This is a genomic window from Salinibacter pepae, from assembly GCF_947077775.1.
Classification (GTDB): Bacteria; Bacteroidota; Rhodothermia; order Rhodothermales; family Salinibacteraceae; genus Salinibacter; species Salinibacter pepae.
Window position 1 is genome coordinate 387,572 of the sequence record NZ_CAMTTE010000001.1, and the last position, 25,374, is coordinate 412,945.

A 25,374-nucleotide genomic window follows, 5' to 3' on the forward strand; every position below is an offset into this window, starting at 1 on the left:
TGTCGTTGGAAAAAGAGAGAAGGGGGCCGGGGAACCAGGCCCCTGCGCCCGCCGGCTCGGGGGCACGCAGGGGGCCGTCCGCGCCGCTACTCTTCTCGTTCGCCAACGCTCTCCGGAATCGACTTCTCGGCCGTGGCGGATTCGCCCCGCTCCAGGGCCACGAGCGCGTCGACCAGCTCGATGGACGCATCCTCCATCTCGGCCACCAACCGGTCAATCTTCGACACGGCGTAGTTGTAAAAGAATTGAAGGATGACCGCCACGATAAGCCCAAAGGCGGTCGTCAGCAGGGCAATCTTAATGCCGCCGGCCACGAGCCGCGGGGAAATGTCTCCGGCCTGCTCGATCGAGTCAAAGGCTTCGATCATGCCGATAACGGTTCCGAGGAAGCCGAGCATCGGGGCGACGCTAATGAAGAGCGAAAGCCAGACGAGTCCCCGCTCGAGGAAGCTCATCTCGATGGAGCCGTAGGAGACGACCGCCTCTTCTACGGCGTCGATGCCTTCGTCGGCCCGGAGCAGCCCGGCCTGAAAGACGGACGCAACGGGGCCACGCGTGCTGGCGCACTCCTCCTCGGCTGCCGGGATCCCCCCCTCGTCGAGGGCCTCCTTCACACGCTGCAGAAACGCCTGCGTGTTGATGTCGGCCCGGTTCAGCGAAATGATGCGCTCAAACGAGATTGCAAGCCCAATGATGAGGCAAATGAGAACGGGCCACATCCACTCGCCCCCCTCGTTGAAGCGTTCTACGAGGGCATTGATGGCACCGCTTCCGCCGGACTGTTGGGGCAGCAGAAGCAGAAGGTGAACCGACAATTTATCCAGGATGACCATAAGTGGCTAGTGCTCAGTCGAGTCTATTGGAGGATGAAAGTCAGGGGTGAGGGGTACGAGACTGGGACAAGCCCGGTTGATGGGACCGGCCGGAGCGGCCCTGAACGCTACACGCCAGCAGGGGGAAGGCCCGTAGAATCAGTCTCTCACAAGCGAATACAACAGCATACGTGCAAGCAGATCCGTAGGCTCTGCTTCACAATTACCTAGTATACACAGCCCGGCAGAGGTTGTCAAAGGACGAAATTGACGAATTTACGCGCACCCCGGGTTTTTGCGGCTGCTTTTCGTGAACGAAGTGGGAAGAACACGTTCAGGCAACGTTTACCGACCGTGCCCGACACGCCGAGGCGCGAGTATCGAGATTATCGAAACGCCCCCGTTCTCAAGGGACCCGCCCGTCCAGGGTTCCTCTCCGTTCCGCCCCTGACGGCCGTGAACACTCCTTCAACAATACCTCGGGGCCCCACGACTTTTGCCCAAATTCACCGGTTCGTGTAGCGTGACGCGTTCCGTCCCTCATTGGAATCAATTCGGCGGCCCGGTATGTTGCGGACGTGTCCCACTCGCCCCCATGATTCCCTGGACTCCCGTACGTTTATGCGCAACGACGAGGTTGCCCAGATTTTACAGGAAACGGCCGACCTGCTCGAACTCACGGGCGGAAACCCGCACCGGGCCCGGGCCTTCGCCCGGGCGGCCCGGTCCCTGCAGGACCTCGACGCCCCCGCCGCCGACCAGCTCCGTGAGGACACCCTCGTCGAGGTGTCGGGCATTGGGGACGGCATGGCGGATCACATCGGCGACATTGTTCACGGGGGCTCGTTCGCCCTTCGGGACGAGTTGCTCAGTGCCGTCCCGCCCGGCCTCCTGGATGTCTTGCAGGTGAACGGGCTCGGGACGAAACGAACCCGCCGCCTCTGGACGGAGCTCGACATTGCCTCGCTCGACGAGCTGGAGCACGCCGCGGAGGCCGACCGGATCACCGCCCTCGACGGCTTCGGCGCCAAGACGCAGCAGAACATTCTGGAGAACGTGCGCCAGCTCCGGCGCTACGAAGCACAGTGGCGCCTCGCCGACGCCTGGGCGGCAGCCTATTCCTTTCTCCAGTCGCTCCGGGGCCTCGACGCGGTCGACCGCGCCGTGCCCGCCGGGGCCCTCCGGCGCCACACCGAAACGATGGAGCGGGCCGACGTTCTCGTGTCTACGGCCACCGTCCCCTCAGTCGTGGACTGGCTCGACACGCACCTCGACGCCCCGACCCGAGAGGACTCGGTGGTGACGGGCCGCCTCGACGAGGGACTGCCGGTCGCGGTCCACCTCACGTCGCCGGACCGGTTCGGAACGGCCTGGTGGCGCACCACCGGCACCGCCGCCCACTGCACTGCGGTGACCGAACACGCCGACTCCCCCGCCGATCACGCTGACGAAGAGGCCCTCTACCGGGCCGCCGGATTGGCGGTCGTGCCGCCGGCCCTCCGCGAAGGGCAAGGGGAGGTGCAGGCGGCGGCCGACGATGCGCTGCCGGAGCTGCTCACGACGGAGGACCTCGACGGCTGCCTCCACAACCACTCCACCTACAGCGACGGGGCGCACACCCTGCGCGAGATGGCCCTAGCGGCGCGGGACCGCGGCTATTCGTACTTCGGCATCTGCGACCACAGCCAGTCGCTCCGCATTGCCGACGGCCTCTCGCCCGAGGAGGTCCGCGATCAACGCGACGCGGTGGACCGGCTCAACGACGAGCATGCGGACGACGAGCCCCCCTTCCGGATTTTCCACGGCATTGAGAGCGACATTCTCCGCGACGGATCCCTCGACTACGAGCAGGAGGTCCTCGAGACCTTCGATTTCGTGGTGGGGAGTGTCCACACCGGCTTTAGCATGACGGAGGAGGAAGCCACCGAGCGCCTCGTCCGCGCCGTCGAAACCCCGCACACCCGCATCCTCGGCCACCCGACGGGCCGCCTCCTCCTGGGCCGGGAGGGGTACCCGATCGACCACGAACGTGTGATTGCGGCGTGCGCCGAGCACGACGTGGCGTTGGAGTTGAACGCCAACCCGCACCGGCTCGACCTCGACTGGCGATGGGTTCGTCACGCCACCGACCAGGGGGTCCTGATCTCGATCAACCCGGACGCCCACGCAACCGCGGAACTCGACTACGTGAAGTGGGGCGTGGCCGTGGGCCGGAAGGGCTGGCTCACGCCCGACCAGTGCCTCAACGCGAAGTCCCTGGATGCCTTCGTGCAGTGGCTCGATGACACCCGGCCGTAGGGCCCGCTGCTCGTTTCCACGTCCCATTCCCCAAGCTCGTGTCTCGACGCCTCTACCTTGGGCTCGCGGGGGGGCTCATCGCTGTCGGCGGCGCCGTCCTGTGGTGGGCCCTCAGCGGCCCGGTCTCGCCCCCACCGGCCGCGCATCCGATCGCGGACCTCCGGGATACCACGACGATCGGCTGGACGGATCGCCATACCGTGACGATCGAAGCCCCCCACGCGACCGACGCGCTCACGGCATTGGGCTACGTGCACGGCATGAAGCGGGCCTGGACGCTGACGGTGTGGCATCACACGGCCCTTGGCACGCTCTCCACCGCGTTCGGCGACGGCCTCGTGCCCGTCGATCGACATGCGCGTCGGCTCGGCTTCGCGCACCACGCGCGCCGGGCCTACGAGCGGCTCGGCACCGCAACCCGGGAGCGCCTTCAGGCCTACGCCCGCGGCCTGAACGCGGCCCTCCGGTCTACCCGCGTGCAGCAGCGGGAGCCCTTTCTGCACTTCGACCGCGTCCCGAAGCGCTGGGCCCCCTGGCACTCGTTGGCCCTCGCACGGCTGGTGGCCTGGACGGGCACCGCCCCGACGGCCGCCCCCACGGCTGCCCCCGATTCCGGCCTGGCCGACTTTCGGGCCGCCGACCGTCGGCTCCGACGCTGGCTCCGCCTGCATGGGCGGTCGCGCAGCGTGGCGTGGGCCGCCGGTGCACCGGGCGACACGACCCGGACCGTTCTCTTCGCCAAGCACGTGCTGGGGGCCACGGCCGATCCGGTGGTGCAGGAGGTCGTCATTCGGCGCCCCGATGCCGCCCCCATGGTCGCGGCCTCCCTCCCGGGCGCTCCGCTCTTCCCGACCGGCCGCACGAACGGGCGTCGATGGACCTATCTGCTCCACAGCGACGCCACACTCGTCCCGATCGAGGTTGACTCCGCAGCGGCCCGCTCCCGCCACGAGCGCATCGCGCCGGCCCGGGGCGGCGAGCAGCTGGTTGAGATTCAGCGGCACGGGGCGCGGGTCCGCGTGGGCCCCATTTCCCCCGACTCGGCCTGGGTGTTGGAGTGGCCCGGCCTCCGCGCCCGCACGGATCTGCCGCGGTGGCTCGCCACGGCCAACCTGGACGCGCGGCACGACGCCGCCGCGCCGGACTTCCATCTCGTGGAGGGCGAGGGGCTCCAGGTGGACTCGACGGGAGCGTGGTCGGTCCAGGGCCAACCGCCCGTGGTCGACCGCGGGCCCGCCTCCATCCTCGTCGGTCGGTCCGGCTGGGCCGCCCACCAGGCCGACGTGCTCCGGGCGCAGGCCCGGTCCGGTCCCGCTGCTCCGGCCCAGTGGAGCGCGAGCGACTCGAGCACCTGGGCGGCCGCCCTCCTTCCGACCCTCGTGCCCGACCTGGCGTCGCTCAACGCCCCCGACTCCACGACCATCGACGCCCGCTCCTACCTGCGCAACTGGGACGCCGTCTACGATCCGGCCAGCATCGGGGCGGTCGTCTTTGCGGAGTGGATGCGCGCCTACCGACGCGAGATTGGCCGTCGCCCAACCCCAACCGATTCGGTCTTCTTTGCGGGGCCGCGCCGGCGCCGAACATTTCGCGCGGCCGTCGACTCGCTCACGCGTCGCTACGGCACCGACGTGCGACAGTGGCGGTGGGAGCGCGCTGCCTCCGAGCGCCGCTTCTTTCCCGTATGGGCGGTCGACAGTCTCGTCGCGGAGGACGTGTCCGCACTGAGCAGCACCCGATTCGCGCCGCTGGACCGTCCCGGCCGGGGCCACGCCTCCACCCTTTCCGGGGGGCCGTCTCGGATCAACCCGCTTCCCCTCGGGCCCGCCCCAACGCACTGGGACGGGTGGATGCAGGGCCCCCGCGGCGGCCTCACGGTGCGGCGCCTGCGGTTCGAGCCCTCACGGTTCTTTGCCCGCTCCCTCCTGTCCCGTGACCGTCCCCCGCCCGTCTCGGTCCAGCGGGCCCCGGTCAAGAACACGACCCGTCTCGTGCCCCCATCCCCGTAGCCCTCGTGGACCATCGGGGCCGCGAGGGACGGGGCTACGCCTCCTGAACCTGCCGCCGTATTTCTTCGGGGACGCTCGGGTCGCGGAGGGTGGTGGTGTCGCCGAGGTCCTTCCCGTTGGAGATGTTTTCGAGGAGGCGACGCATAATCTTGCCGGAGCGCGTCTTGGGGAGATCCCCGACGAAGATGACGTTTCCCGGGCGGGCAAAGGCCCCGATCTCTTTCTCAACGGCGGCGACGATGTCCTGCCGGAGCTCGTCGGACGCCGCCACCCCGTCGCGGGGCGTGACGTACACGTCGGGCACGTTTCCCTTCTGGTCGTCCTGCCGCGCGGCCACTGCGGCCTCGGCCACCTCGGACACCTGGGCCACGGCCGACTCCAGCTCCATGGTGCCGAGCCGGTGCCCGGCCACGTTCATCACGTCGTCGAGGCGTCCCAGGACGCGGAAGTAGCCGTCCTGGGCGTGCACGGCCCCGTCCCCGGCCTCGTAGACCCAGTCGCGCCAGTCGTCGGAGTCAACGTCCGAGAAGCGGCGCCAGTACTCGTTGATGAAGCGCTGGTCGTCGCCGTACACGGTCTGCAGCATGCCCGGCCAGGGGCGCTCGATCACCAAGTTGCCGGCCTGCCCGCTCGCGGCCTCCACAGGGGTGCCGTTGTTGTCGTAGATGGCCGGCTGGATGCCGGGGCACGGACGCCCGGCCGAGCCGGGCTTCATGTCCTGTAGGGCCGGCAGATTGGTGATGAGATGGCCCCCCGTCTCCGTCTGCCACCACGTGTCGACGATGACGGCGTCCTCGTTTCCGATGTGCGTGTAGTACCAGAGCCACGCCTCCGGCTGAATCGGCTCTCCGACCGTCGTCATGTGGCGGAAGTTGAAGTCGTAGGACGCCGGGTGCTCCTTCCCCCACTTCATGTACATCCGCACCGCCGTGGGGGAGGTGTGGAAGATGTCGACGTCGTGCCGCTCGGCAATTTCCCAGGTGACGCCCTTGTGCGGATGGTCGGGCGCGCCCTCCCGCATCACGCTCGTCGTGCCCAGGGCGAGCGGGCCGTAGACAATGTAGGAGTGGCCGGTAATCCATCCGATGTCGGCGGCACACCAGTAGGTGTCATTGGGCTTGATGTCGAGAACGTACTTCGACGTGCCCGCCACATAGCTGAGGTAGCCGCCGGTCCGGTGCTGGGCCCCCTTCGGCTTGCCGGTGGTGCCGGACGTGTACATCAGGAAGAGGATGTCTTCGGCGTCGCGCGACACCGGCTCCACCCGTGCCCGCTCGTTGTTGGCGAGGAGCTCGGACATGAGGATGTCGCGTCCCTCCTCCAGGTCGGCCTCGGGGTGAAGGGTTCCCTCGTGGCGCTCCCACACCAGCACCGTGTCGATGTCGGTGTCCGCCTCCTCCACGGCGGTGTCGGCCTTCTCCTTGTGGTGCAAGAACTCGCCCCGCCGGTAGTAGCCGTCGATCGTGACGATGACGTCGGAGTCGGCATCGGTGGCGCGCTGGGCGAGGGCGCTGGCCGAGAAGCCGCCAAAGACGACCGAGTGCGGCGCGCCGATGCGGGCACAGGCGAGCATGGTGATGGGCAGCGCGGGCACCATCGGAAGGTGGAGCGTGACCACATCGTCCTCCTGGACGCCCACGTCGCGGAGTGAGGCCGCCATCTTGTTGACTTCCCGGTAGAGATCCCGGTACGTCAGCGTGCGTCGGGTGCCGTCCTCGCCTTCCCAGATGAAGGCCGCCTGGTTGGGCCGTTCGTGGAGGTGACGGTCCACGCAGTTGTAGCAGGCGTTGAGCTCGCCGCCCGCAAACCACTCGAAGAAGGGCGGGTCGGACCCGTCGAAGGCCTCGTCCCACCGGGTGTCCCAGTCCAGAAGGTCGGCGTACTCCTCAAACCCTTCGGGAAAGTCGTCGAACCGATCGTAGATCGCCGGGTCCGACACGTTGGCCTGCCCCACGAACGCGGAGGAGGGCCGGAGATACTCTTGGTCGGAGAGTCGGGCTTCGAGGGCGGCGTCGGCCATGACAGGCAAATGGATGGTGTGCAGAGCGGCGAAGTGCGGGGGCGCCCCATCCGGAAGGGCTTTGATTTTTCGGAGGGTTGCCCACTTCCACTGGGGCTACCTTAGGAATTTGGGGGCCCAATTTCAACTCGGAGCGGGGACCTCGGCGGCCACCGCAAGCTCCGCCTCGCACCAGCCCCGCACTGCGTTGCAGCAGTACAGGGCGTCCGCCTCTCGAAGGTCCTGAAGGCGCAAGGGGCGCTCCGCAGCCTCCAGACGCGTCTCCAATACGTAGTCCCGATACACGCCCGCCAGGAGGCCGGCCTCCACCGGCGGGGTCCACAGTGCATCGCCCCGCTGAACGAACACGTTGCTGTAGGCGCCCTCGGTCACCTGCCCGTCCTGATTCAGGAGAATCGCCTCGTCGAACCCCTCGTCGCGGGCCCTGCGGAGGGCGCGCTCGTACAGGCCGCGCCGCGTGGTCTTGTGGAAGAACAGCGGGTCGGAGCGGTCCACCCGCTCCTCCGCAATGGTCAGCCGCCACGGCACGCCCGACGCCCCCTGGATCGGGGTGGTCTGAACCGCGATGCGGCCCCAGCGGTCGAGCGTCGCTCGAACCTTGGCGTGCGGTTCGTTCTCGTTTCCAGCCACCGCCCGCCGCACGCGGCGCCGAAGCCGCGCCTCGTCGAAAGGGAACGAGAAGTAGTCGGCCGAACGGGCGAGACGTGCCACGTGGCGGTCGAGAAATTCAATCTGCCCGTCGTCGGCACGCATCGTTTCGATGAGCTTCAGGTCCTCGTCGGGGGCCGTCGTCGATGTCGTCTGCACGGACCGGTCCTGCGTCAGAAAATCGCCCTTCAGCTTACACTCGTCGTATTCGGCCGCCGGGTCGGAGTCCCATACGATGCCGCTGCCAATGCCCATGGTGCCGTCGCCCCCGTCGAGGACGGCGGTGCGGATGGCCACGCTGAAGACGGCCTCGTCCGGGCCCGCCATGCCGACAGCCCCACAGTAGACGCCGCGGGGATCCGATTCCAGGGTTCGGATGGTCCGCATGGCGCGGCGCTTGGGGGCCCCGGTGATGGAGCCGCACGGAAACAGCGCGCGGAGCACCTCGGCGAGGCCCGTCTTGTCTCGGAGGCGCCCCTCGACGGTGGACGTCATCTGCGTGACCGTCCGGTACGGCTCCGTGTCGTAGAGGGACGGCACCGTGACCGTGCCCGGGCGGCAGCACACCGACAGGTCGTTGCGGAGCAGGTCGACAATCATCAGGTTCTCCGCCCGGTTTTTCGGGTCGGCGGCAAGCTCGTCCCGCAGGGCTTGGTCCTCTTCCAGGGTGCGGCCGCGCCGGATGGTGCCCTTCATGGGCCGGGTCACCAGCCGGTCGCACTCGCGCCGAAAAAACAGTTCGGGCGACAGGGACAGGATCTGTCGGTCGCCGCAGTGCAGGTACGCGGCGTACGGGACGGGCTGACGGGCCCGCAGGCGACGGTAGAGGCCCCGCGGGTCGCCCTCCAGGCGAAAGCGGAGCGGCGCCGTGTAGTTGATCTGATACACGTTCCCCTTTCCGATCTGGCGCCGGACCGCCCGAATGTCCTCGATGTAGTCCGACTCCGCGACGCCGAGCCGAAGGTCCTCCACGGCAGGACGCCCGTCGAGGGTTCGCAGGCCCGCCTCCACGTCCGCCGGCGCGAGGCGGCACGGCGCATCGTAGACGCCAAACCACGCCAGGGGGGAGTCGGCCCGGTCCGGTACGTCAAGGTCGACGAACGGATAGCCGGCCTCGTACGAGAGATACCCCGCAACGTAGTGGCCGCGGGCGGTTTCCCGCTGGAGCGTTTCGACCAGCCCCTTCACGGCCGCCGCGGTCGACGCGGTGTGGACGCGTTTCGGGGCCGTGAAGCCGTAGCTCCACTGGTTTTCGGCGTCGGGCCGGGCCGAGTCGAGCAGGACGGTTCCCGGGCGGGCGAGGGACTGAGGGTCAAACACGAGGTGCTGGAGGGATCCGTGGGGCAACGCCTGTCAACCTAAGGTACGTTCCCCCCAGTGCTTCGTTGCCCCACCGACGCCTTCGTCCGCAACGATCCTCAAACACCAGCTCGCCTCCGTTCTGTCCGCCATCGGGTCCTAAATCGAAATGACGACCTTTCCAAAGTGAGCCTGATCGGCCTGATACTGATACGCCTCCTGCGCCGCCTCCATCGCGAAGGTCCGGTCCACGACCGGCCGGATGTCGTTGGCCGCAATCGCGGCGTTCATGGCCGCAAACGAATCCCGCGGGTGGTCGATCGACCCAACGTAGATGCCGTGGAGGTGCCCCCGGCGCTGCATGAGCATTTGCGGGTTCGGGTTCTCGTCCGCATCGGTGAGCACCCCGATCAGTCCAATCTTGCCCTCCGGCGCAACGGCCTGGAAGGAGCGGCCCAGCGTGCCGGTGCCCCCCACCTCCACCACGCAGTCCGCCCCCTCCCCGTTGGTCCGCTCCAGAACGGGCTCGTGCCAGTCGGGCGTGCGCTCGTAGTTGATGGTCTCGTCGGCCCCGAGGGCGCGGGCACGCCCCAACTTGTCGTCGCTCGACGAGGTGATGAACGTACGGGCGCCGGCCGCCTTGGCAAACTGGAGGGCAAAGATGGACACCCCGCCCGTCCCCAGCATCAGAACCGTCTGACCGGGCTGAACGGGCGTGCCCGCCCCAAAGAGGGCGTGCCAGGCCGTGTGGGCCGCGCACGGCAACGTGGCGGCCTCCTCGAAGGAAAGGGAGGCGGGCACGGGCAAGAGGCCGCTTTCGTGGAAGACCTGGAACTCCGACAAGGTGCCGTCGAGCGGAGCGCCGAGGGCCTGCCGGGGGGCCGAGGACGGAGCCTCGGGCGGCACCTGCGAGAAGGTATTCACCACCCGGTCGCCCTCGTCGAAGCGCGTCACGCCCTCCCCTACGGCCTCCACGATTCCGGCCCCGTCTGAGAGCGGGATGACGGGCGCGTCCCGCTGGGCCGGATACGTCCCCCAGGCAATTGACAGGTCCCGGTAGTTGATGGACGCGGCCCGGAGTCGCACGCGCACCTGCCCCGGGCCGGGCGTCGGGCGCGGACGCTCCGTGGGCTCCAGGGCGTCGAAGGCGTCGCCGGTGGGATCGAGTTCAACGGCATTCATACGGGAAACTGTACCTAGAAGGAGAAAGCCGAGTGCGGGCGAAGCGGAAACCCATCGCGACACCGTCCGGCCCACACTGCTCGGCGCGGACACTGAACGGGGCACGATTGGAGTTTTGCTCAGCAATGACACACGCAATGAAGGGCTTCTGGAATGATCGTTCCAGATTGACTACATCTTTGTCCATGCGGAGACCCTGCGAAATCGCCCGCACGAACTGGAACGTGCGTTTCAAAATTGGAGTACAGGTCCTCGATATTACACTCACATGCACCAATCCTCTTTTCCTCGTGGCTTCTTCCCTCTTCGACGACGTGGACCTCGGCCCCCTTCCCCTCCCGCACCGCGTGGCGATGGCGCCGCTCACCCGCAACCGGGCGGCGGCGGGCAACGTGCCCACCGAGATGAACGCCACGTACTACCGGCAGCGCGCCGATGCCGCCTTCATCGTAAGTGAGGCCACCCAGGTGGCGCCGAAGGGCCAGGGCTACCCGCGCACGCCCGGCATCCATTCCGACGAACAGGTCGAGGGCTGGAAAAAAGTGACCGACGCGGTCCACGAGGCCGGCGGGCGCATCTTCCTGCAGCTCTGGCACGTGGGGCGCATCTCGCACTCCCTGTACCACGACGGCGAGAAGCCGGTGGCCCCGTCCCCCATTCCGGCCGAGGGGGAGGTCATCACGCCGGAGTTGGAGATGACATCATTCGAGACGCCGCGTGCCCTGGAGACGGAGGAGGTGACCGAAGTGGTGGAGCAGTACCGCCGGGGTGCCGAGAATGCTCAGCGGGCCGGGTTCGACGGCGTAGAAATTCACGGTGCGAATGGGTACCTCATCGATCAATTCCTTCGCTCCGGCACCAACGACCGCACTGATCGCTACGGCGGCTCGCTCGACAACCGCCTGCGCTTTCTGCGTGAGGTGATGGCCGCCGTGACGGACGTGTGGACGTCGGACCGGGTGGGCGTCCGCCTCTCGCCCCTCGCCCCCATTCACGGCATCTACGACGACACGCCGGAGGCCACCTTCCGCGGGGCGGCGGCGACCGCCAACGACCACGACCTCGCCTATGTCCACCTGGTGGAGCCGGACGCCCCCAAGCCGCCCGTGGCCGGCGACGGAGACGCGGCCGATGTCTTCGGCGCAATCCGGGAGGCCTTCGACGGGGCCCTCGTCGCCAACGGCAACTACGACACCGACACGGCCACCGACGCCATCGAGCGGGGGTACGCGGACCTCGTCGCATTCGGGCGCGCGTTCCTCGCCAACCCCGACCTGCCCCGGCGCCTGAAAGAAGGCCTGCCCATCAATGTCCCCGACGAGGACACCTTCTACAACGGCGACGAGCACGGGTACACGGACTACCCGACCTGGGAGGAGCTCCAGAACGGCGTCTCGTTCGACACCCTCGACGCCCTCGCCGAGCTCAAGCCGCGTGGATAAAGGGCATTTCCCCCGGCCCTTCGAACCCGCCCCCACTACGACCATGCCTACACGCTCTGGTCCCGACACGCCCACGATCCGCCTGCGCCGAAGCGACGAGCGCGGCTTCGAGGACATGGGCTGGACCGACAACTGGATGACCTTCTCGTTTGCAGACTACTACGATCCGGACTGGATGCACTTCGGGCCGCTCCGCGTGATGGTGGAGAATCACATCCAGCCCCACGAGGGGTTCTCCGCCCACCCGCACCGCGACGCGGAAATCGTGACGTACGTCGCGTCCGGCACGCTCACGCACGGCGACGATCAGGGCCACGAGGCCGGCATCTCGGCCGGCGAGATGCAACTCATCAGTGCGGGGAGCGAGGGCATGGTCCACTCCGAGGAGAACCACCACGACGTGGTGGAGCACAACTACCAGATGTGGCTCATCCCCGACCGGGCCGGGACCGACTTCGCCTACCACGAGCGCGGATTCTCGCCCGAGGAGCGCGAGGGCCAGTTCCGGTGCTACGTGGCCCCCTACACCGCCGAGGAGGCCGGCCCCGACGGCCCGATGCCCGTCAACACCGACGCTTACATCTACGCCGGGCTGTTCGGCGCGGGCGACCAGACGGAGCACGCGCTGGCCGACGGGCGGGGGGCGTGGGTCCAGGTCGTCGAGGGCGAGGTGGAGGTCGCCGGCGTCACTCTCCAGAGCGGCGACGGCGCCGGCATCGCCGAACCCGATGCGCTCCACTTTGCGTTCGGTGCGGAAACCGAGGCGCTCCTCTTCGACCTGGGCATGGACGTGCCCCTCCTCTGGACGTGAGCCGGGGGCCCTGGGCCGGCCTCTCGCCCGGCAATGAAGCCCTACATATTCCGCCGGTACTCGCCGCCGACCTCGAAGAGCGCCTCGGTGATCTGCCCGAGGGAGCAGTACTTGACCGCCTCCATCAGCACCTCGAACGTGTTTTCGTCTTCGCGGGCCGCCGCCTTGAGTGCCGCGAGGGCCGCCTCGTTCTTGTCGGCGTAGCGCTCCTGAAACGCCTTCAGGTTATGGAGCTGGTGCTGCTTCTCGTCGTCGGACGAGCGCATGAGGTCGACCTCTTCGGTCCCCGACGCGTCGTCGTCCTCGTCGCGCAGGAAGGTGTTGACGCCCACCACCGGGCGGTCGCCGGAGTGCTTCGACTCCTCCAGCTTCATCGACTCCTGCTGGATCTTGCCGCGCTGGTACATCGACTCCATTGCCCCGAGCACGCCGCCGCGGTTGTTCAGGCGCTCGAACTCGTGCAGCACCGCCTCCTCCACCAGGTCCGTCAGCTCCTCGATGATGTACGACCCCTGGAGCGGGTTTTCGTTTTTCGTCATGCCCAGCTCCTTGTTGATGATGAGCTGGATCGCGATGGCGCGCCGCACGCTCTCCTCCGTCGGCGTCGTGATGGCCTCGTCGTAGGCGTTGGTGTGGAGCGAGTTGCAGTTGTCGTAGACGGCCATGAGCGCCTGCAGCGTGGTGCGGATGTCGTTGAACTGAATCTCCTCCGCGTGCAGGCTGCGGCCGGAGGTCTGGATGTGGTACTTGAGCTTCTGGCTGCGCTCGTTGGCGCCGTAGAGCTCCTTCATCGCCACCGCCCAGATGCGCCGCGCCACCCGCCCGATGACGCTGTACTCCGGGTCCATCCCGTTCGAGAAGAAGAACGAGAGGTTTTGGGCAAAATCGTCGATGTCCATCCCGCGGCTCAGGTAGTACTCCACGTACGTGAAGCCGTTGGCCAGGGTAAAGGCCAGCTGCGTGATCGGGTTGGCGCCGGCCTCGGCGATGTGGTAGCCGGAGATGGAGACGGAGTAGTAGTTGCGGACGTCCCAGTCGATGAAGTACTGCTGGATGTCGCCCATCAGCCGGAGGGCGAAGTCCGTGGAGAAGATGCAGGTGTTCTGGGCCTGGTCCTCCTTCAGGATGTCGGCCTGCACCGTGCCCCGGACCGTGTGGAGGGTGTCGGCCTTGATCTCCTCGTACGTCTCGCGGTCGAGCACGCCCCACTCCACGAGCTCTTCGCCGCTGGTGCCGAGCAGGCCCAGCCCACTGCCGTCGTGGGTTTCCGGCAGCTCGTCCTCCCGGCCGTCCGGCCCGTACGGCACGTACTCGGGGCGGTCGTCGCCCAGGTGGTCGTCGATCGCCGCCTCTACTTCCTCCCACCGGCCCTCCTCGCGCAGGTGCTTCTCCACCTGCTGGTCGATGGCCGCGTTGAAGAACATGGCCATCAGCATCGGCGCCGGGCCGTTGATGGTCATCGACACGCTCGTCTTGCGGTCGCACAGGTCGAAGCCCGAGAAGAGCTTCTTCATGTCGTCGAGCGTGCAGATGGACACCCCGGCGTTGCCGACCTTGCCGTAGATGTCGGGGCGCTCGGCGGGGTCGCGGCCGTAGAGGGTCACGCTGTCGAAGGCCGTGGAGAGGCGGTTCGCCTCGTCCCCCTGCGAGACGAGGTGGAAGCGGCGGTTCGTGCGCTCGGGCGACCCTTCGCCCGCAAACTGACGGGTCGGCATCTCCCCCTCCCGCTTGAACGGAAAGACGCCCGCCGTGAAGGGGAAGTAGCCGGGCAGGTTCTCGGTGAGGGCAAACTCCAGCCGCTCCCCCGGGGCGTCGGTCTGCGGCAGGGCGACGCGCGGGATTTGGGTGCCGCTCAGGCTCTCGCGGTAGAGCGGCACCGTAAAGTCGCGGCCCCGCACCGTGTAGGTGAACTCGTCCTGCCGGTACTCGTCGGCCAGGTCGTCCCAGTTCTTCAGGATCTCCTTGCACCGCTTGTCGAGCTTGTCCCACCAGTGGGCCTCCATCTCGTCGAGCCGGCCGGCAATCTGGTCCTGGTCCTCCGGCGCCCAGTCGTCCACCTGCTGGCGCGCGCCCTTCGCCTCCCCCCACTTCCGGGCGTACGCCACCTGCCGCTCCACCCAGTCGTGGTACGCGTCGCAGGTTTCCGCAATCTCGCCGAGGTAGCGCTGCCGGTCCGGCGGGATGATGGCCACCTCGGACGGGTCCGGCTCGGGCACCTCGTCCGCGTCGTACGTGCCCGACTCGCGCTCGAAGTCGAAGCTTGCGTTCAGGCGGTCGAGCAGGCCGAGGTAGAGGCGCGTAACCCCGGGGTCCCCGAAGCGCGAGGCCATCGTCGGGTAGACCGGCATCGCCTCGGGGTCCTCATCGAACCGCATCCGGTTGCGCTGCACCTGCTTCCGCACGTCGCGCAGGGCGTCCTCCGACCCCCGCTTCTCAAACTTGTTGATCGCCACGAAGTCGGCGAGGTCCAGCATGCCGATCTTCTCCAGCTGCGTCGGCGCGCCGAAGTCGTGGGTCATCACGTAGAGCGTCAGGTTCGTGAGGTCCACGATCTCCGTGTCGCTCTGCCCAATTCCCGCCGTCTCCACGAGAATCAGGTCGAAGTCTGCCGCCTGGCACACCCCGATCGCCTCCTTCAGGGCCTCCGTGGTGGTGCGGTTCGCCGCCCGCGTCGCGAAGGACCGCATGTAGACCCGGTCCGCGTTCGTCCCGTAGATTGCGTTCATGCGGATGCGGTCGCCCAGCAGCGCCCCGCCGGTGCGTCGCCGCGTCGGGTCCACCGACAGGACGGCCAGCTCCAGGTCCTCGTGGTCGTTCAGAAACCGCCGCACGAGCTCGTCGGTCAGCGTCGACTTCCCAGCGCCCCCAGTCCCGGTAATGCCCAGCGTCGGCGCCTGCGCGCCCCCCACGCTCAGATCGTCCGCGCTCAGCGATTCCGTGTGGCCGTCTCCCCGAGGCTCCCCCTCCGCCGGGGACGCCTCCCTGTCGTCCTCCTCCCCCGACGCCCCTACGACCACCGCCGCCCGCTCCGGCTCCGGCGCCTCCACGCGGGTCAGGTTGCGGGCCACGGTTCGCGGGTCCCGCATCGGGACGTCGTCCGGCACGTGAAACTCGGCGTCCACGACCGGGAAGTCGCACGCCTCCACCATGTCGTTGATCATCCCCTGAAGCCCCATGTCCATCCCCTCGTCCGGCGAGTAGATGTGGGCGATGCCGTAGTCCTCCAGCTCTTCTTTCTCCTCGGCCACGATGACCCCTCCGCCGCCGCCGTACACGCGCACGTGCCCCGCGCCCCGCTCCTCAAGCAGGTCGTGCATGTACTTGAAGTACTCCATGTGCCCCCCCTGGTAGCTCGACACGGCAATGCCCTGCGCGTCTTCCTCGATGGCCGTGTCCACGATCTCCTGCACCGAGCGGTTGTGGCCGAGGTGGATCACCTCCGCGCCCGTCTGCTGCAGGATGCGGCGCATGATGTTGATCGCCGCGTCGTGCCCGTCGAACAGACTCGTGGCGGTGACGAACCGAACCGGATGGGTGGGCTGATAGCGGTCGACGTCCATGGGGACAAAGGCGTTGTGAGCGAAATCCGAGGAAGGGGATGAGGGGGCCAGGAAGCGCTTCCGTAAGGGACTACGGGCAAGGCAAAGACACGTTGCACACATCTTCCCCGTTCCGCGAAGCACCCGCATCCGTGCGCCGTCTCCCAATCACGAGTCGAATGCACAGGCGAGATCCGTGCCCCCTCGTTCTCAGCCGTGGATCCCCGTCTCCGGGAACCCCTTCGCCCCTGCGTCGTCCGTGCAACGAGACGTCGTCCGACGCGTCTCGCATCGCATCTCCTATCTCGACCAAGTCTCTCGTCGTCCCGTGGCCAAACTCGTCGTTCCCGGCGGCAATGGGTTCATCGGCACCGCAATCTGCCGCGTCGCCGTGCAAAACGGGCACGAGGTGGCCGCCTTCGGGCGCACCGGCCGGCCCGCCCTCACTCCCGCCCGGCACCCTTGGGTTCAGGACGTGGAGTGGCGCGCGGCCGACGTGTTCGCCCCGGACACCTGGCAGGACCTGCTCGACGGCGCCGACGCGGTGGTCCACACCATCGCCACCCTCCGCGAGCACCCCGATCGCAGCGTCACGTTCGACCGCGTGAACGCGGAGTCGGCGCTCCGTGCGGCCGAGGCGGCGGTCGCGGCCGACGTCGACGCCATTGTCTTTCTGTCGGTGCGCGACAAGCCGCCCCTCGTTCCCTACGCGTTCCTGTCGGCCAAGCGCCGGGCCGAGCGGGCCCTTCGCGAAGACCACCCTTCGCTCCGGACCGTGACGCTCCGCCCCAATCTCGTCTACGGAGCCCGCAAGACGGGCACGCCGACGCTCGCCGCCGTCCTCCATCAGGCCCAGGGCATGCGGCCCCACCCGTACGCCACGGCCGAGGGCCGGCCGCTGCCCGTTGAGTTCGTGGCGGCGGCCGCCGTCCAGGCCGCCGTGACCCCCACGGTGGAGGGCACCCTCACGGTGCCCCAGATCGACGACATCGGGCGCACGAGCGGGCTCGTCGACCCAAACGCCGCATCCACGCCCTCCCTCACGCCCCTGGTGGTGGGCCTGGGCGGCACCGCTCTGGGGGCCTGGCTCCTCCGCCGGTGGCGGGCCTCGTAGCGTCTTTAGTCGCCCCCCGGAATGGCGCCCCAGCACACAGTCCGATCCCCGCAGCCGCTACGGGGCGGGCGCTGCGTCGGAGATCGGCGGCGGCGTCTCCGTCGACTCCGCACCGAGCGCGAGAATGATGCGCCGCTCCAGCGTGCGCTTCAGGTGGAGGATGTCTTCCTCCTCCCCCTGGTCGATGTACATGGTGTGGATGTAGAGGTACTCCCGGTCCTCCGACACGTCGAGGCTCAGCGTGCCCGGCGTCAGCGAGATGAGGTTTGCGAAGAGCGTGATCCCCAGGTCCGACCGCACGGACAGCGGCACGGCGAGGATGCCCGCCCGCATGTGATAGCCCGGTGTGATCGTCTCCCAGGCCACCCGGACGCTCGAGTTGATGAGCTCCTTCACGAAGAAGCCCGCCAGGGACGCCTTGTGCCAGATGCGCTGGTCGTAGCTGGCCTCCCCGAGCAGGGGCCGCAACAGCCGAAGCACCCCGTAGGCGAGGACGAAGCCGAGCGCAAAGTTAGCGAGCGTGAACGCGCCCTGTACGGCCGTCCACACCAGGGCGAGGACCAGCGTCAGCAGCAGATTTTTCATGGTTGAGCACCGCTTCGACGTATTCAGAGGAATTGTAGAGCTCGTCCGCCGAGCGCTCGGCGAGGTCGTACACCGGCCCGGCAAAGACACTAATCATGATTGTGAGGGCCGCAAGCCCGGCAATCGGCACGTACATGACGCGCGTGCCCAAGCCCATCGACGACACCGCGTCCGCCAGGTCGCCCCCGCCCCCCGGAAGAAAGGCCTTCACCCAGATCTTCGTCATCGAGAACATCGTAAAGAGCCCCACGGCGACGGCCACCGCCACAATCCAGTAGGCCCCCGTCTCAATGCCCGCGATCGTCAGGATCAGTTTTGCCCAAAAGCCGGAGAGCGGCGGGAAGCCGGCCAGCGAGAACGCCGGGATGATGAAGAGGGCCGCCAGCCAGGGATGATACGCGTAGAGGCCGTCGAGCGACTTGAGGCTAAAGGAGCCCCGCAGGCGCTTCGCCACCCCACTGACGAGGAACAGGTTCGCCTTCACGATGATGTGGTGGACGATGTAGAACACCCCGCCGAGGATGGCCAGCGGCGTGTACAGCGCGAGCCCCATGATCATGTAGCCGATCTGGCTGACGATGTGGAAGGAGAGCACGCGCCGGAAGTCGTTTTGCACGGCGGCCCCGAGCACGCCCGTCACCATCGTGAGCCCCGCCCCCCACAGCAGAAGCGTATGGGTGTAGCCCACGTCCTGGGTGAAGAGCAGCGTGAAGACCCGAAAGAGCGCGTACACGCCCACCTTGGTCAGCAGGCCCGCGAAGAAGGCCGAGACCGACGCGGGCGGCGTGTGGTAGGAGGCCGGCAGCCAGAAGAAGAGCGGAAAGAGCGCCGCCTTGATGCCGAAGGAGATCAGGAACAGCATCGCCACCACCGTCACCAGCCCCGGCTGGCCGACCTCGGACAGGGCCAGCGAAAGCTCGGCCATGTTGAGCGTGCCCGTCATCCCGTACACCAGCCCCACGCCGGACAGGAAGAGGAGCGACGACACCAGGTTGATCACGACGTACTTGACCGCCCCGGCGAGCTGCTCGTCCGTGTTGCCCAGCACGATCAGCACGAACGAGGAGATCAGCATGACCTCGAACCACACGTAGAGGTTGAAGAGGTCCCCCGTTAGAAAGGCCCCGTTGATGCCGATCATGAGCAGGTTGAAGAACGGGTAGAACCCAAATCGCACCCGCGTCTCGTCGACGTCCGGCACCGCGTAGACGGCCACGGCCAGGCCAATGATGGCGGACACGATGAGCATGACCACGCTCAGGTGGTCCACCACAAACACGATCCCGAACGGCACGGGCCAGTCCCCAATCGTCGTGACCTGAATGCCCTGCTCCGTGATCCGGGACAGGAGCCCCAGCGACGCCGCCAGGATGCCCCCCATGCTGACGATGTTGATGCCCTTCTGCACCGTGGGCCATCGGGCAAACAAGAGCGCCGCCACCGCCGCCACGAACGGGATGATCAGCGGCAGGATGATCAGAAGATGGGCGGACATGAACCAGAGCGGTCAGTTCAACAGGCAGAAGGGGTCGCAGGCGCTATCGGTCGCCGAGGGTCGCCTCAATGATGGAGTCGGCGTCGGCCGACCCGCTGGACTCGTGCAGCCGGTAGACGAGCACGAGCGAAAAGGCCAGCAGCCCAAACCCGATCACGATGGCCGTCAGGATGAGGGCCTGGGAGAGCGGATTCGCAATGACCTCGGGCGGGTACTTCTCGCCGGCCGGAATGAGCGGCGACGCGGCCCGCGTCACCCGCCCCATCGCGAAGATCAGCAGGTGAATGCCGTTCGAGAGGACGACCACGCCGATAATCTTTCGCACCAGGTCGCGCTGCAGCAGCAGGTAGACGCTGATGGCGACCATCGCGCCGGTGACGAGGGCAAGGAGGGTTTCCATCGAAAGCCGCGTGTGGCTTGTGAGAGAACCAGTCGCTCGGCGCGCCTACTCGGAGGCGGCCGACTGCGGAAAGAGCCCCGGATTGTGCTCCTCCAGCTCGTAGACGATCATGAGGGTCAAGCCGATCACCAGTAGATAGACCCCCACGTCGAAGAGCACGGGGGTGCCGACCTTCAACGGCCACTTCACCCACAGCCCTTCGAGCAGGGCCCCGCCCATGAACAGCGGGAGCACCCCGCTCAGCACCGCAATGCCCAGCCCCACGGCCATCAGCCGCGGGGGCGTGGCCCGCAGGGACTTGCGGGAGGCCGCCGTCCCGTAGGCAATCGCATAGAGGGAAAACGAAATGCCAGCCACGAGCCCCCCGATGAAGCCCCCGCCGGTCTCGTTGTGCCCGCGAAGGAGCAGAAAGATCGAAAACAGAAGGATCAGCGGCACGAGGAGGCGCGCCGCGGTGCGCAAAATGACGGAAAACCTCACGGTACCTGTTGGGTCTGTTCAGCCTGTTCGATCGGCGCGGATGCGTCCTCGGGAGGGGGATTCTCCTCGGCGTTGGGGTCCGGCGCCGTTCCCATGCGCAGAAGGGCGTAGATGCCGAAGCCCGCGACCAGCAGCACCGTGATCTCCCCGAGCGTGTCCAGGGCCCGGAAGTCGACCAGGATGGTGTTGACGATGTTATGCCCCTCCCCCTCGACGTACGTGTTCTGCGCGTAGTAGTCCCCCATCGGGTTCTCGAAGGGCAGCTTGAGGACGGCCAGGATCAGCCCCGACACGACGACCCCCATCCCGGCCGCCACGGCGCCGTTCGTGACCTTCTGCCCCATCGTGAGCGTCTCCTTCACGTCCGAAACGGCGGTCAGGATGAGCACGACGAGGATGACCGTCAGCGTCTCGATGAGGAACTGGGTCTTGGCCAGGTCCGGCGCGCCGAAGGCCAGAAAGAGCAGGGCAATGCTGAAGCCGGAGACGCCGAGCGACGTGATGAGGCCGATGCGCGACCGGAAGAAGAGGGTCCCGAACGCCCCGACCACCGACAGGATCGCCAGCACCCACTCGTGGCCCGCCACCCCGGCCACCGAAATCGGCCCGCCGAAGAACCCGTAGTGGTAGAAAGCGCCCCCCACGAGCGCGATGGTCGTCCCCAAGACAATCGTGAGGTAGCGGCGCAGAACCCCGCTCTGCAGCACATTTGTCTGCCACCGCCCCACGCTCAGGAGCCCGTCGACGACATTGTCGTACCCGTGGTCGAGGCCCGTCCCGAGCCAGCGCTCAAACTGCTGGAACGCCACGTTGGTGCGGAGGCCGGTCCAGGCCAGGTACGTTCCCACGCCCGCCGCGACGGTCACGGCGCTAAGCCCCAGTTCGAGCGTGACGCCGTGCCAGAGGGCGAGGTGCGGCGCAATGGAGGCGCCCAGCACCGCCCCGGCCGACGGGCCGAGGACCGCAGCGTCGAGCAGCCACGGCGCCAGGCCGAGCCCCACACTGAAGACCGCCAGGACGACCGGCCCGAACCAGAGCCCGGCGGCGGGCCGGTGGGCATGCTCCGTCACGTCGTTCACCTCGCCGGAGAACGGCCGAATCACCAGCAGGCCGGCGGACGCAACCAGCGCCACGTTCGCCAGCACCGAGGCCACCGTAACCGCCACCGCGGCCGGGTCAAAGTGGGTCGCCGCTTTGTAGATCAACTCCTTCCCCACGAACCCGAAGAACGGCGGAATGCCGGCCATCGACAGGGCGGCCAGGGCGGCCGCCGCCCCGGTCACGGGCATCCGGGTCCACAGGCCGCGCAGTTTCGTAATGTCGCGGACGTGCACCTCGTGGTCGATTGCCCCCGCCACCATGAAGAGGGCCGCCTTGTAGAAGGCATGCACCAGAACAAAGACCATGCAGGCCTCCACGGCGACCTCGGTCCCCAGCCCCAGCAGCATCGTCAGGAGCCCGAGGGCCATGATGGTGGTGTAGGCCAGGATCGCCTTCATGTCGGTGTACTGCAGGGCGAGCCAGGCGCTGAGGACCATCGTCAGGGCCCCGATCCCGCCCACGACCCACATCCAGAGGTCGGTCCCCGACAGCACGGGGTGGAAGCGGGCCATCACGTAGATGCCGGCCTTCACCATCGTCGCGGAGTGGAGGTAGGCGCTTACCGGCGTGGGCGCCTCCATCGCGTTGGGGAGCCAGAAGTAGAAGGGAAACTGGGCCGACTTCGTGAACGCCCCGGCCAGCACCAGCAGGACAATGGGCAGGTAGAAGCTGTGCTGGCGAATCACGTCGCCGGACTCTAGGATGGCGGAGATCTGAAAGGTGCCCGTCGCCTGCTGCATGAGGATGAACCCGACGAGCAGCGCGAGCCCGCCGGCCTTGGTGACCAGCAGCGCCTGCCAGGCCGCCCGCCGCGAGGGCGCCTCGTCGTGGTTGAAGCCGATCAGGACGAACGAGGCGAAGCTCGTCAGCTCGAAGAAAATGTAGAACGTGATCAGGTTGTCCGCCAACACCAGCCCCACCATGGCGGCCATAAACATCGACAGGTAGCTAAAGAAGCGGCCCAGATGGTGGTGCCCCTTCAGGTAGCCCCCGGCATAGACAAAGATCAGGGTCCCGATGCCGGTGATGAGGAGCGCGAAAAAGAGGCTCAGCCCATCGACGTAAAACGACAGGTTGACGTTCAGTCCCGGCACCCAGGCGTAGGACACCCGGAGCGTCTCCCCCGCCGCCACGCGCCCCACGAGGGTCGCCAGCGTCCCCGTGATGGCGGCCGGCAGCAGCCCGTAGACCCACCCCGTGGCCCGCCCTGTAAGCGGTGTCAGCCAGGGAGAGGCGAGGGCGAGCACAAAGCCCGAGAAGACGGCAAACAGAATTGCCATGATGCGTGGCGGTCGACCGAAAAAACGAGGCGATCAGAGCCCCTCTGAGGCGCGGTTCCCAGCGCTCAAGACGGGGAGCCCGAGGCGTCAGCCCCGTCCTCCGGGGCACCGGTTGAGAACAGCGCCTCCCCCCGGTGGTCCAGCATGCGGTCCACGACTGTTCCGTCCCAGATGGAAACCCCCAGTTCCTCCCGGGCAAAATAGGAGGCCCGCCCGATCATGTGGGCGGCCACCGGGGCCGTGAGGAGCAAGAACAGCACCAGGGCGAAAGCGCGCGTGAAGATGCCGAGGTCCGGATGAAAGACCACGAGGCCGGCCGCGTTCAGCGCTACGCCCAAGGTCCCGGCCTTGGTGGAGGCATGGAGCCGCATGTAGACGTCCGGCAGCCGCAGCACCCCGAGCCCGGCGACAAACACGAACAGGGTGCCCGTGGTCATCAGAAAAATGCCAACAATCTGCTGGGCGAGCATGGCAGAATTTGAATATTGGGGGGCGGGACCGGCCCGACGTGTTATTCTGACTTCTGAGCCGGCGTGTCCTCCGCAACCGAGAAGTACTCAATATACCGGGCAAACGCGACCGTCCCGAGGAAGGCCACCAGGGCCAGTACCAGCGACACGTCCAGAAAGGCAGGTTGCCCCTCGAGAACAGCGTACACGAGCATGAACGCGACGGCCTGGTAGGCGATGAGGTCCAACGAGACCACCCGGTCTGGCAGGGCCGGGCCTCGCAGCAGACGAACCACCGTCATCACGAGCGAGAGGGCAATCGCGATTAGACAGGCGGACGCAAACCAGGCCGGAGCGCCGCTAAGCTCTACCATAACACCGGGCCCAACTCTTGCAGATGACGACGACGCCGCGCCCCATTGCGCTCATGCGCGGTGGCGATAGGAGCGCCCCTGTAATTTTACAGTTTTCAGAGTAAGTGCTGGCTCGTGAAGTCTCATCTCATTCACCGAGACCTCATGGTTCCGCGGGCCCGGCGCCACCGCGAGCCCCCACTCGACCGCCCCAATTTTTCATCCATGAAGGATGAACGGACGCCCCGGGCTCGTGTACGTACGGTGGCATCCGCATCACAGTCTTTCCCGAACACCTCGCCCAACAATGCCCGACGATACGCTTTACGAATTCGAGCGAAACCTGTCGCGTGCGGACGTGGCCACCTACCTCCGCACCATTGCCGACGAGCTGGACGACTCCGGAGAGCTCGACTTTTCGTCCGACGAGCAGTCCACGACCGTCCGGGTTCCCGACCACGTGGAATTCGAAGTGGAACTCGAACGCGAATCGAACGACCGGGATTCCTCCGAGATCAGCCTCGAGCTGGAGATTGAATGGTACGAGACCCGGGACGGAAGCATCGCGGGCCCCGGGTCCCTGGACACGGAGTAGCCGTCTAATTGCGAGTAGGGCCGGCGAGGCCGCTCCGGTCCCTCAACGTCCGACATTCTCTTAACGACGCCCCACGCACCCCGTGTCCCTCCCGTTCTCTCGCCTGCTCCCCCTTCTCTTCTCTGTCGGCCTTCTCGGCCTCACGGCAACCGCCCCGGCGACCGCCCAGGAACGGGGCAACGAGGAGCCCCGCACCAGCCCCAACGCGGCAGTCTCTCAGACCATCGGCACCACCGAAGTCCGCCTCACATACGGCCGGCCACAGGCAAACGACCGGACCATTTTCGGCGAACTGGTGCCGTACGGTGAGGTCTGGCGCACCGGCGCGAACGAGGCCACGACGATCGCTGTCTCGTCGGATGTCACCGTCGAGGGCAAACCGCTGCCCGCCGGGACCTACTCGCTCTACACCATTCCGGGCCCCGACTCTTGGACAATCATCTTCAACAACGTGGCGAACCAGTGGGGCACGCAGTACAACCAGAACGAGGATGCCCTACGGGTGGACGTAACGTCCGGATCCGCCCCTCAGCACGAGATGATGACGTTCGTGTTCGAGGAGGTTACCAACACCTCCGGCACGTGTGTCCTCTACTGGGCCGAGGCACGCGTACCGTTCGAGATTCAGGTCGCCGAGAACTGACGCGCCCCGCCCCCTCATTCCGACCCCGCACGACTTGCTCCACCCGACCTGCTCCACCCGACCTGCTCCACCCGACCTGCTCCACCCGACCGGTTCGCCCCATGCCCGACGACGCTCACGACGAAATCACGTTCGTCTACGAAGACGCCGACACGGTCCCCACCATCGCCGCGACGGGGGCACACGGCGGCCCGGCCCCGGACGGCGCCTCCGTGGTGGCCAACCTGTACGTGGAGCGCAGCAGCATTCCCCACCACGTGAGTCACCAGATCGACGAGACCGGCCAGGTCGACCTCAGCGAGCGCAGCGAGCAGGTCACACGCGGGGAACTGACGCGCGAGGTGCAGGCGTCCCTCGTCATGACGCCCGAGCACGCCATGCAGCTCGGGCGGTGGCTCCAGAGAAATGCCCGCCAGGCCATGGAGCAGCGGGAGCAGACCTTCAGCTAACCGTGCAGTCCTGCCGGCAGGGCCGCCCTCCGTCAGGTCGCGTTTTACGAGTTGCCCCCATTGCCTCATGGAGCGCTGCCCTTCCTGTGGTGCCCGCCGTGAGCCGTCGGACGACTACTGCCCCGTCTGTGGCGAGACGCTCACGCAGGTTCACCTCTCCGAGGCCACGGGCCCGCCGTGGCACGAAAAGACCGGGTGGCTCGGCCTCCTCGTCCTCGTATGCTGGCCCGCGGCCCTCTACGGGGTGTACAAACGGGAGACGTGGACGCGCCCCGGAGACCTCCTGCTCCTTGGGGGCTGCGTGGGAATGGCCGTCGCGTGGGGGCTACTGCTCTGAGGCCGACGGCCCGTCGACCGCGTGGGGACGGAT

The 25,374-nt window shown here is 67.4% G+C and carries 21 protein-coding genes; 9 read left to right on the forward strand and 12 right to left on the reverse strand.

Annotated elements, in window-relative coordinates:
- Window positions 1-86: 86 nt before the first annotated feature.
- Window positions 87-833, reverse strand: coding sequence for a MotA/TolQ/ExbB proton channel family protein (locus OJA40_RS01715; RefSeq protein ID WP_013062145.1), 747 nt, complete (start codon window positions 831-833; stop codon window positions 87-89).
- A gap of 600 nt (window positions 834-1,433) precedes the next feature.
- On the opposite strand from OJA40_RS01715, the gene OJA40_RS01720 reads away from it, so the two are divergent.
- Complete coding sequence (locus OJA40_RS01720; RefSeq protein WP_263808140.1) at window positions 1,434-3,110, forward strand: helix-hairpin-helix domain-containing protein; 1,677 nt, start codon at window positions 1,434-1,436, stop codon at window positions 3,108-3,110.
- A 38-nt stretch (window positions 3,111-3,148) separates the two neighbouring features.
- Window positions 3,149-5,119: a penicillin acylase family protein gene (locus OJA40_RS01725; RefSeq protein ID WP_208425132.1), complete on the forward strand. Its 1,971-nt coding sequence runs from the start codon at window positions 3,149-3,151 to the stop codon at window positions 5,117-5,119.
- A gap of 34 nt (window positions 5,120-5,153) precedes the next feature.
- On the opposite strand, the gene acs is transcribed toward OJA40_RS01725, so the two are convergent.
- The 3 genes from acs to OJA40_RS01740 form a co-directional block, all read right to left on the reverse strand.
- Window positions 5,154-7,139, reverse strand: coding sequence for an acetate--CoA ligase (gene acs / locus OJA40_RS01730; RefSeq protein ID WP_263808142.1), 1,986 nt, complete (start codon window positions 7,137-7,139; stop codon window positions 5,154-5,156).
- Between the two features lie 123 nt (window positions 7,140-7,262).
- A complete protein-coding gene (pabB, locus tag OJA40_RS01735) occupies window positions 7,263-9,107 on the reverse strand; it encodes an aminodeoxychorismate synthase component I (protein ID WP_208425134.1) in 1,845 nt (614 codons plus the stop codon).
- A gap of 138 nt (window positions 9,108-9,245) precedes the next feature.
- Complete coding sequence (locus OJA40_RS01740; RefSeq protein WP_263809850.1) at window positions 9,246-10,268, reverse strand: zinc-dependent alcohol dehydrogenase family protein; 1,023 nt, start codon at window positions 10,266-10,268, stop codon at window positions 9,246-9,248.
- A gap of 290 nt (window positions 10,269-10,558) precedes the next feature.
- Between OJA40_RS01740 and OJA40_RS01745 the strand changes: the two genes are divergently transcribed.
- Window positions 10,559-11,710, forward strand: a complete 1,152-nt coding sequence (locus OJA40_RS01745) for an alkene reductase (RefSeq protein WP_208425136.1) — start codon at window positions 10,559-10,561, stop codon at window positions 11,708-11,710.
- Between the two features lie 43 nt (window positions 11,711-11,753).
- Entirely contained in the window at window positions 11,754-12,521 is a 768-nt protein-coding gene (locus OJA40_RS01750; RefSeq protein ID WP_208425137.1) for a pirin family protein, read from the forward strand.
- Window positions 12,522-12,562: 41 nt separating this feature from the next.
- Here OJA40_RS01750 and OJA40_RS01755 read toward each other — a convergent pair whose 3' ends face one another.
- A complete protein-coding gene (locus tag OJA40_RS01755; RefSeq protein ID WP_208425138.1) occupies window positions 12,563-16,081 on the reverse strand; it encodes a methylmalonyl-CoA mutase family protein in 3,519 nt (1,172 codons plus the stop codon).
- A gap of 307 nt (window positions 16,082-16,388) precedes the next feature.
- On the opposite strand from OJA40_RS01755, the gene OJA40_RS01760 reads away from it, so the two are divergent.
- A complete protein-coding gene (locus tag OJA40_RS01760) occupies window positions 16,389-17,174 on the forward strand; it encodes an NAD-dependent epimerase/dehydratase family protein (RefSeq protein WP_263809851.1) in 786 nt (261 codons plus the stop codon).
- A gap of 57 nt (window positions 17,175-17,231) precedes the next feature.
- Here the strand turns inward: OJA40_RS01760 and OJA40_RS01765 are convergent, their stop codons facing one another.
- The 7 genes from OJA40_RS01765 to OJA40_RS01795 form a co-directional block, all read right to left on the reverse strand.
- A complete protein-coding gene (locus tag OJA40_RS01765; RefSeq protein ID WP_208425140.1) occupies window positions 17,232-17,759 on the reverse strand; it encodes a Na+/H+ antiporter subunit E in 528 nt (175 codons plus the stop codon).
- A complete protein-coding gene (locus OJA40_RS01770) occupies window positions 17,686-19,254 on the reverse strand; it encodes a Na+/H+ antiporter subunit D (protein WP_208425141.1) in 1,569 nt (522 codons plus the stop codon). The genes OJA40_RS01765 and OJA40_RS01770 overlap by 74 nt, the downstream gene beginning before the upstream one ends.
- A 43-nt stretch (window positions 19,255-19,297) precedes the next feature.
- Complete coding sequence (locus OJA40_RS01775) at window positions 19,298-19,654, reverse strand: NADH-quinone oxidoreductase subunit K (RefSeq protein ID WP_208425142.1); 357 nt, start codon at window positions 19,652-19,654, stop codon at window positions 19,298-19,300.
- A gap of 45 nt (window positions 19,655-19,699) precedes the next feature.
- Complete coding sequence (locus OJA40_RS01780; RefSeq protein WP_208425143.1) at window positions 19,700-20,134, reverse strand: Na+/H+ antiporter subunit B; 435 nt, start codon at window positions 20,132-20,134, stop codon at window positions 19,700-19,702.
- Window positions 20,131-22,515 carry a putative monovalent cation/H+ antiporter subunit A gene (locus tag OJA40_RS01785; RefSeq protein ID WP_208425144.1) on the reverse strand — a complete coding sequence of 795 codons (2,385 nt, stop codon included), beginning with the start codon at window positions 22,513-22,515 and terminating at the stop codon, window positions 20,131-20,133. The genes OJA40_RS01780 and OJA40_RS01785 overlap by 4 nt, the downstream gene beginning before the upstream one ends.
- Window positions 22,516-22,580: 65 nt before the next feature.
- A complete protein-coding gene (gene mnhG / locus OJA40_RS01790; protein ID WP_208425145.1) occupies window positions 22,581-22,985 on the reverse strand; it encodes a monovalent cation/H(+) antiporter subunit G in 405 nt (134 codons plus the stop codon).
- Window positions 22,986-23,026: 41 nt separating this feature from the next.
- Complete coding sequence (locus tag OJA40_RS01795; protein WP_208425146.1) at window positions 23,027-23,338, reverse strand: MrpF/PhaF family protein; 312 nt, start codon at window positions 23,336-23,338, stop codon at window positions 23,027-23,029.
- A gap of 286 nt (window positions 23,339-23,624) precedes the next feature.
- Between OJA40_RS01795 and OJA40_RS01800 the strand changes: the two genes are divergently transcribed.
- The 4 genes from OJA40_RS01800 (at window position 23,625) to OJA40_RS01815 (ending at window position 25,341) form a co-directional block, all read left to right on the forward strand.
- Complete coding sequence (locus OJA40_RS01800) at window positions 23,625-23,912, forward strand: amphi-Trp domain-containing protein (protein WP_231847077.1); 288 nt, start codon at window positions 23,625-23,627, stop codon at window positions 23,910-23,912.
- An 82-nt stretch (window positions 23,913-23,994) separates the two neighbouring features.
- Window positions 23,995-24,555: a DUF2911 domain-containing protein gene (locus OJA40_RS01805; protein ID WP_208425148.1), complete on the forward strand. Its 561-nt coding sequence runs from the start codon at window positions 23,995-23,997 to the stop codon at window positions 24,553-24,555.
- Between the two features lie 101 nt (window positions 24,556-24,656).
- Window positions 24,657-25,004 carry a hypothetical protein gene (locus OJA40_RS01810; protein ID WP_208425149.1) on the forward strand — a complete coding sequence of 116 codons (348 nt, stop codon included), beginning with the start codon at window positions 24,657-24,659 and terminating at the stop codon, window positions 25,002-25,004.
- Between the two features lie 67 nt (window positions 25,005-25,071).
- Window positions 25,072-25,341: a hypothetical protein gene (locus OJA40_RS01815; protein ID WP_208425150.1), complete on the forward strand. Its 270-nt coding sequence runs from the start codon at window positions 25,072-25,074 to the stop codon at window positions 25,339-25,341.
- The last annotated feature ends 33 nt before the right edge of the window (window positions 25,342-25,374 follow it).

What these genes read in the sequence shown, in the direction of transcription:
- OJA40_RS01795 (WP_208425146.1), bottom strand. Translation starts at nt 23,338, where the DNA reads ATGGTAGAGCTTAGCGGCGCTCCGGCCTGGTTTGCGTCCGCCTGTCTA.
- OJA40_RS01720 (WP_263808140.1), top strand. Translation starts at nt 1,434, where the DNA reads ATGCGCAACGACGAGGTTGCCCAGATTTTACAGGAAACGGCCGACCTG.
- OJA40_RS01810 (WP_208425149.1), top strand. Translation starts at nt 24,657, where the DNA reads ATGCCCGACGACGCTCACGACGAAATCACGTTCGTCTACGAAGACGCC.
- OJA40_RS01765 (WP_208425140.1), bottom strand. Translation starts at nt 17,759, where the DNA reads ATGAAAAATCTGCTGCTGACGCTGGTCCTCGCCCTGGTGTGGACGGCC.
- OJA40_RS01785 (WP_208425144.1), bottom strand. Translation starts at nt 22,515, where the DNA reads ATGGCAATTCTGTTTGCCGTCTTCTCGGGCTTTGTGCTCGCCCTCGCC.
- OJA40_RS01800 (WP_231847077.1), top strand. Translation starts at nt 23,625, where the DNA reads ATGCCCGACGATACGCTTTACGAATTCGAGCGAAACCTGTCGCGTGCG.
- mnhG (WP_208425145.1), bottom strand. Translation starts at nt 22,985, where the DNA reads ATGCTCGCCCAGCAGATTGTTGGCATTTTTCTGATGACCACGGGCACC.
- OJA40_RS01740 (WP_263809850.1), bottom strand. Translation starts at nt 10,268, where the DNA reads ATGAATGCCGTTGAACTCGATCCCACCGGCGACGCCTTCGACGCCCTG.
- OJA40_RS01750 (WP_208425137.1), top strand. Translation starts at nt 11,754, where the DNA reads ATGCCTACACGCTCTGGTCCCGACACGCCCACGATCCGCCTGCGCCGA.
- OJA40_RS01715 (WP_013062145.1), bottom strand. Translation starts at nt 833, where the DNA reads ATGGTCATCCTGGATAAATTGTCGGTTCACCTTCTGCTTCTGCTGCCC.
- OJA40_RS01775 (WP_208425142.1), bottom strand. Translation starts at nt 19,654, where the DNA reads ATGGAAACCCTCCTTGCCCTCGTCACCGGCGCGATGGTCGCCATCAGC.
- OJA40_RS01815 (WP_208425150.1), top strand. Translation starts at nt 25,072, where the DNA reads ATGGAGCGCTGCCCTTCCTGTGGTGCCCGCCGTGAGCCGTCGGACGAC.
- OJA40_RS01755 (WP_208425138.1), bottom strand. Translation starts at nt 16,081, where the DNA reads ATGGACGTCGACCGCTATCAGCCCACCCATCCGGTTCGGTTCGTCACC.
- OJA40_RS01770 (WP_208425141.1), bottom strand. Translation starts at nt 19,254, where the DNA reads ATGTCCGCCCATCTTCTGATCATCCTGCCGCTGATCATCCCGTTCGTG.
- acs (WP_263808142.1), bottom strand. Translation starts at nt 7,139, where the DNA reads ATGGCCGACGCCGCCCTCGAAGCCCGACTCTCCGACCAAGAGTATCTC.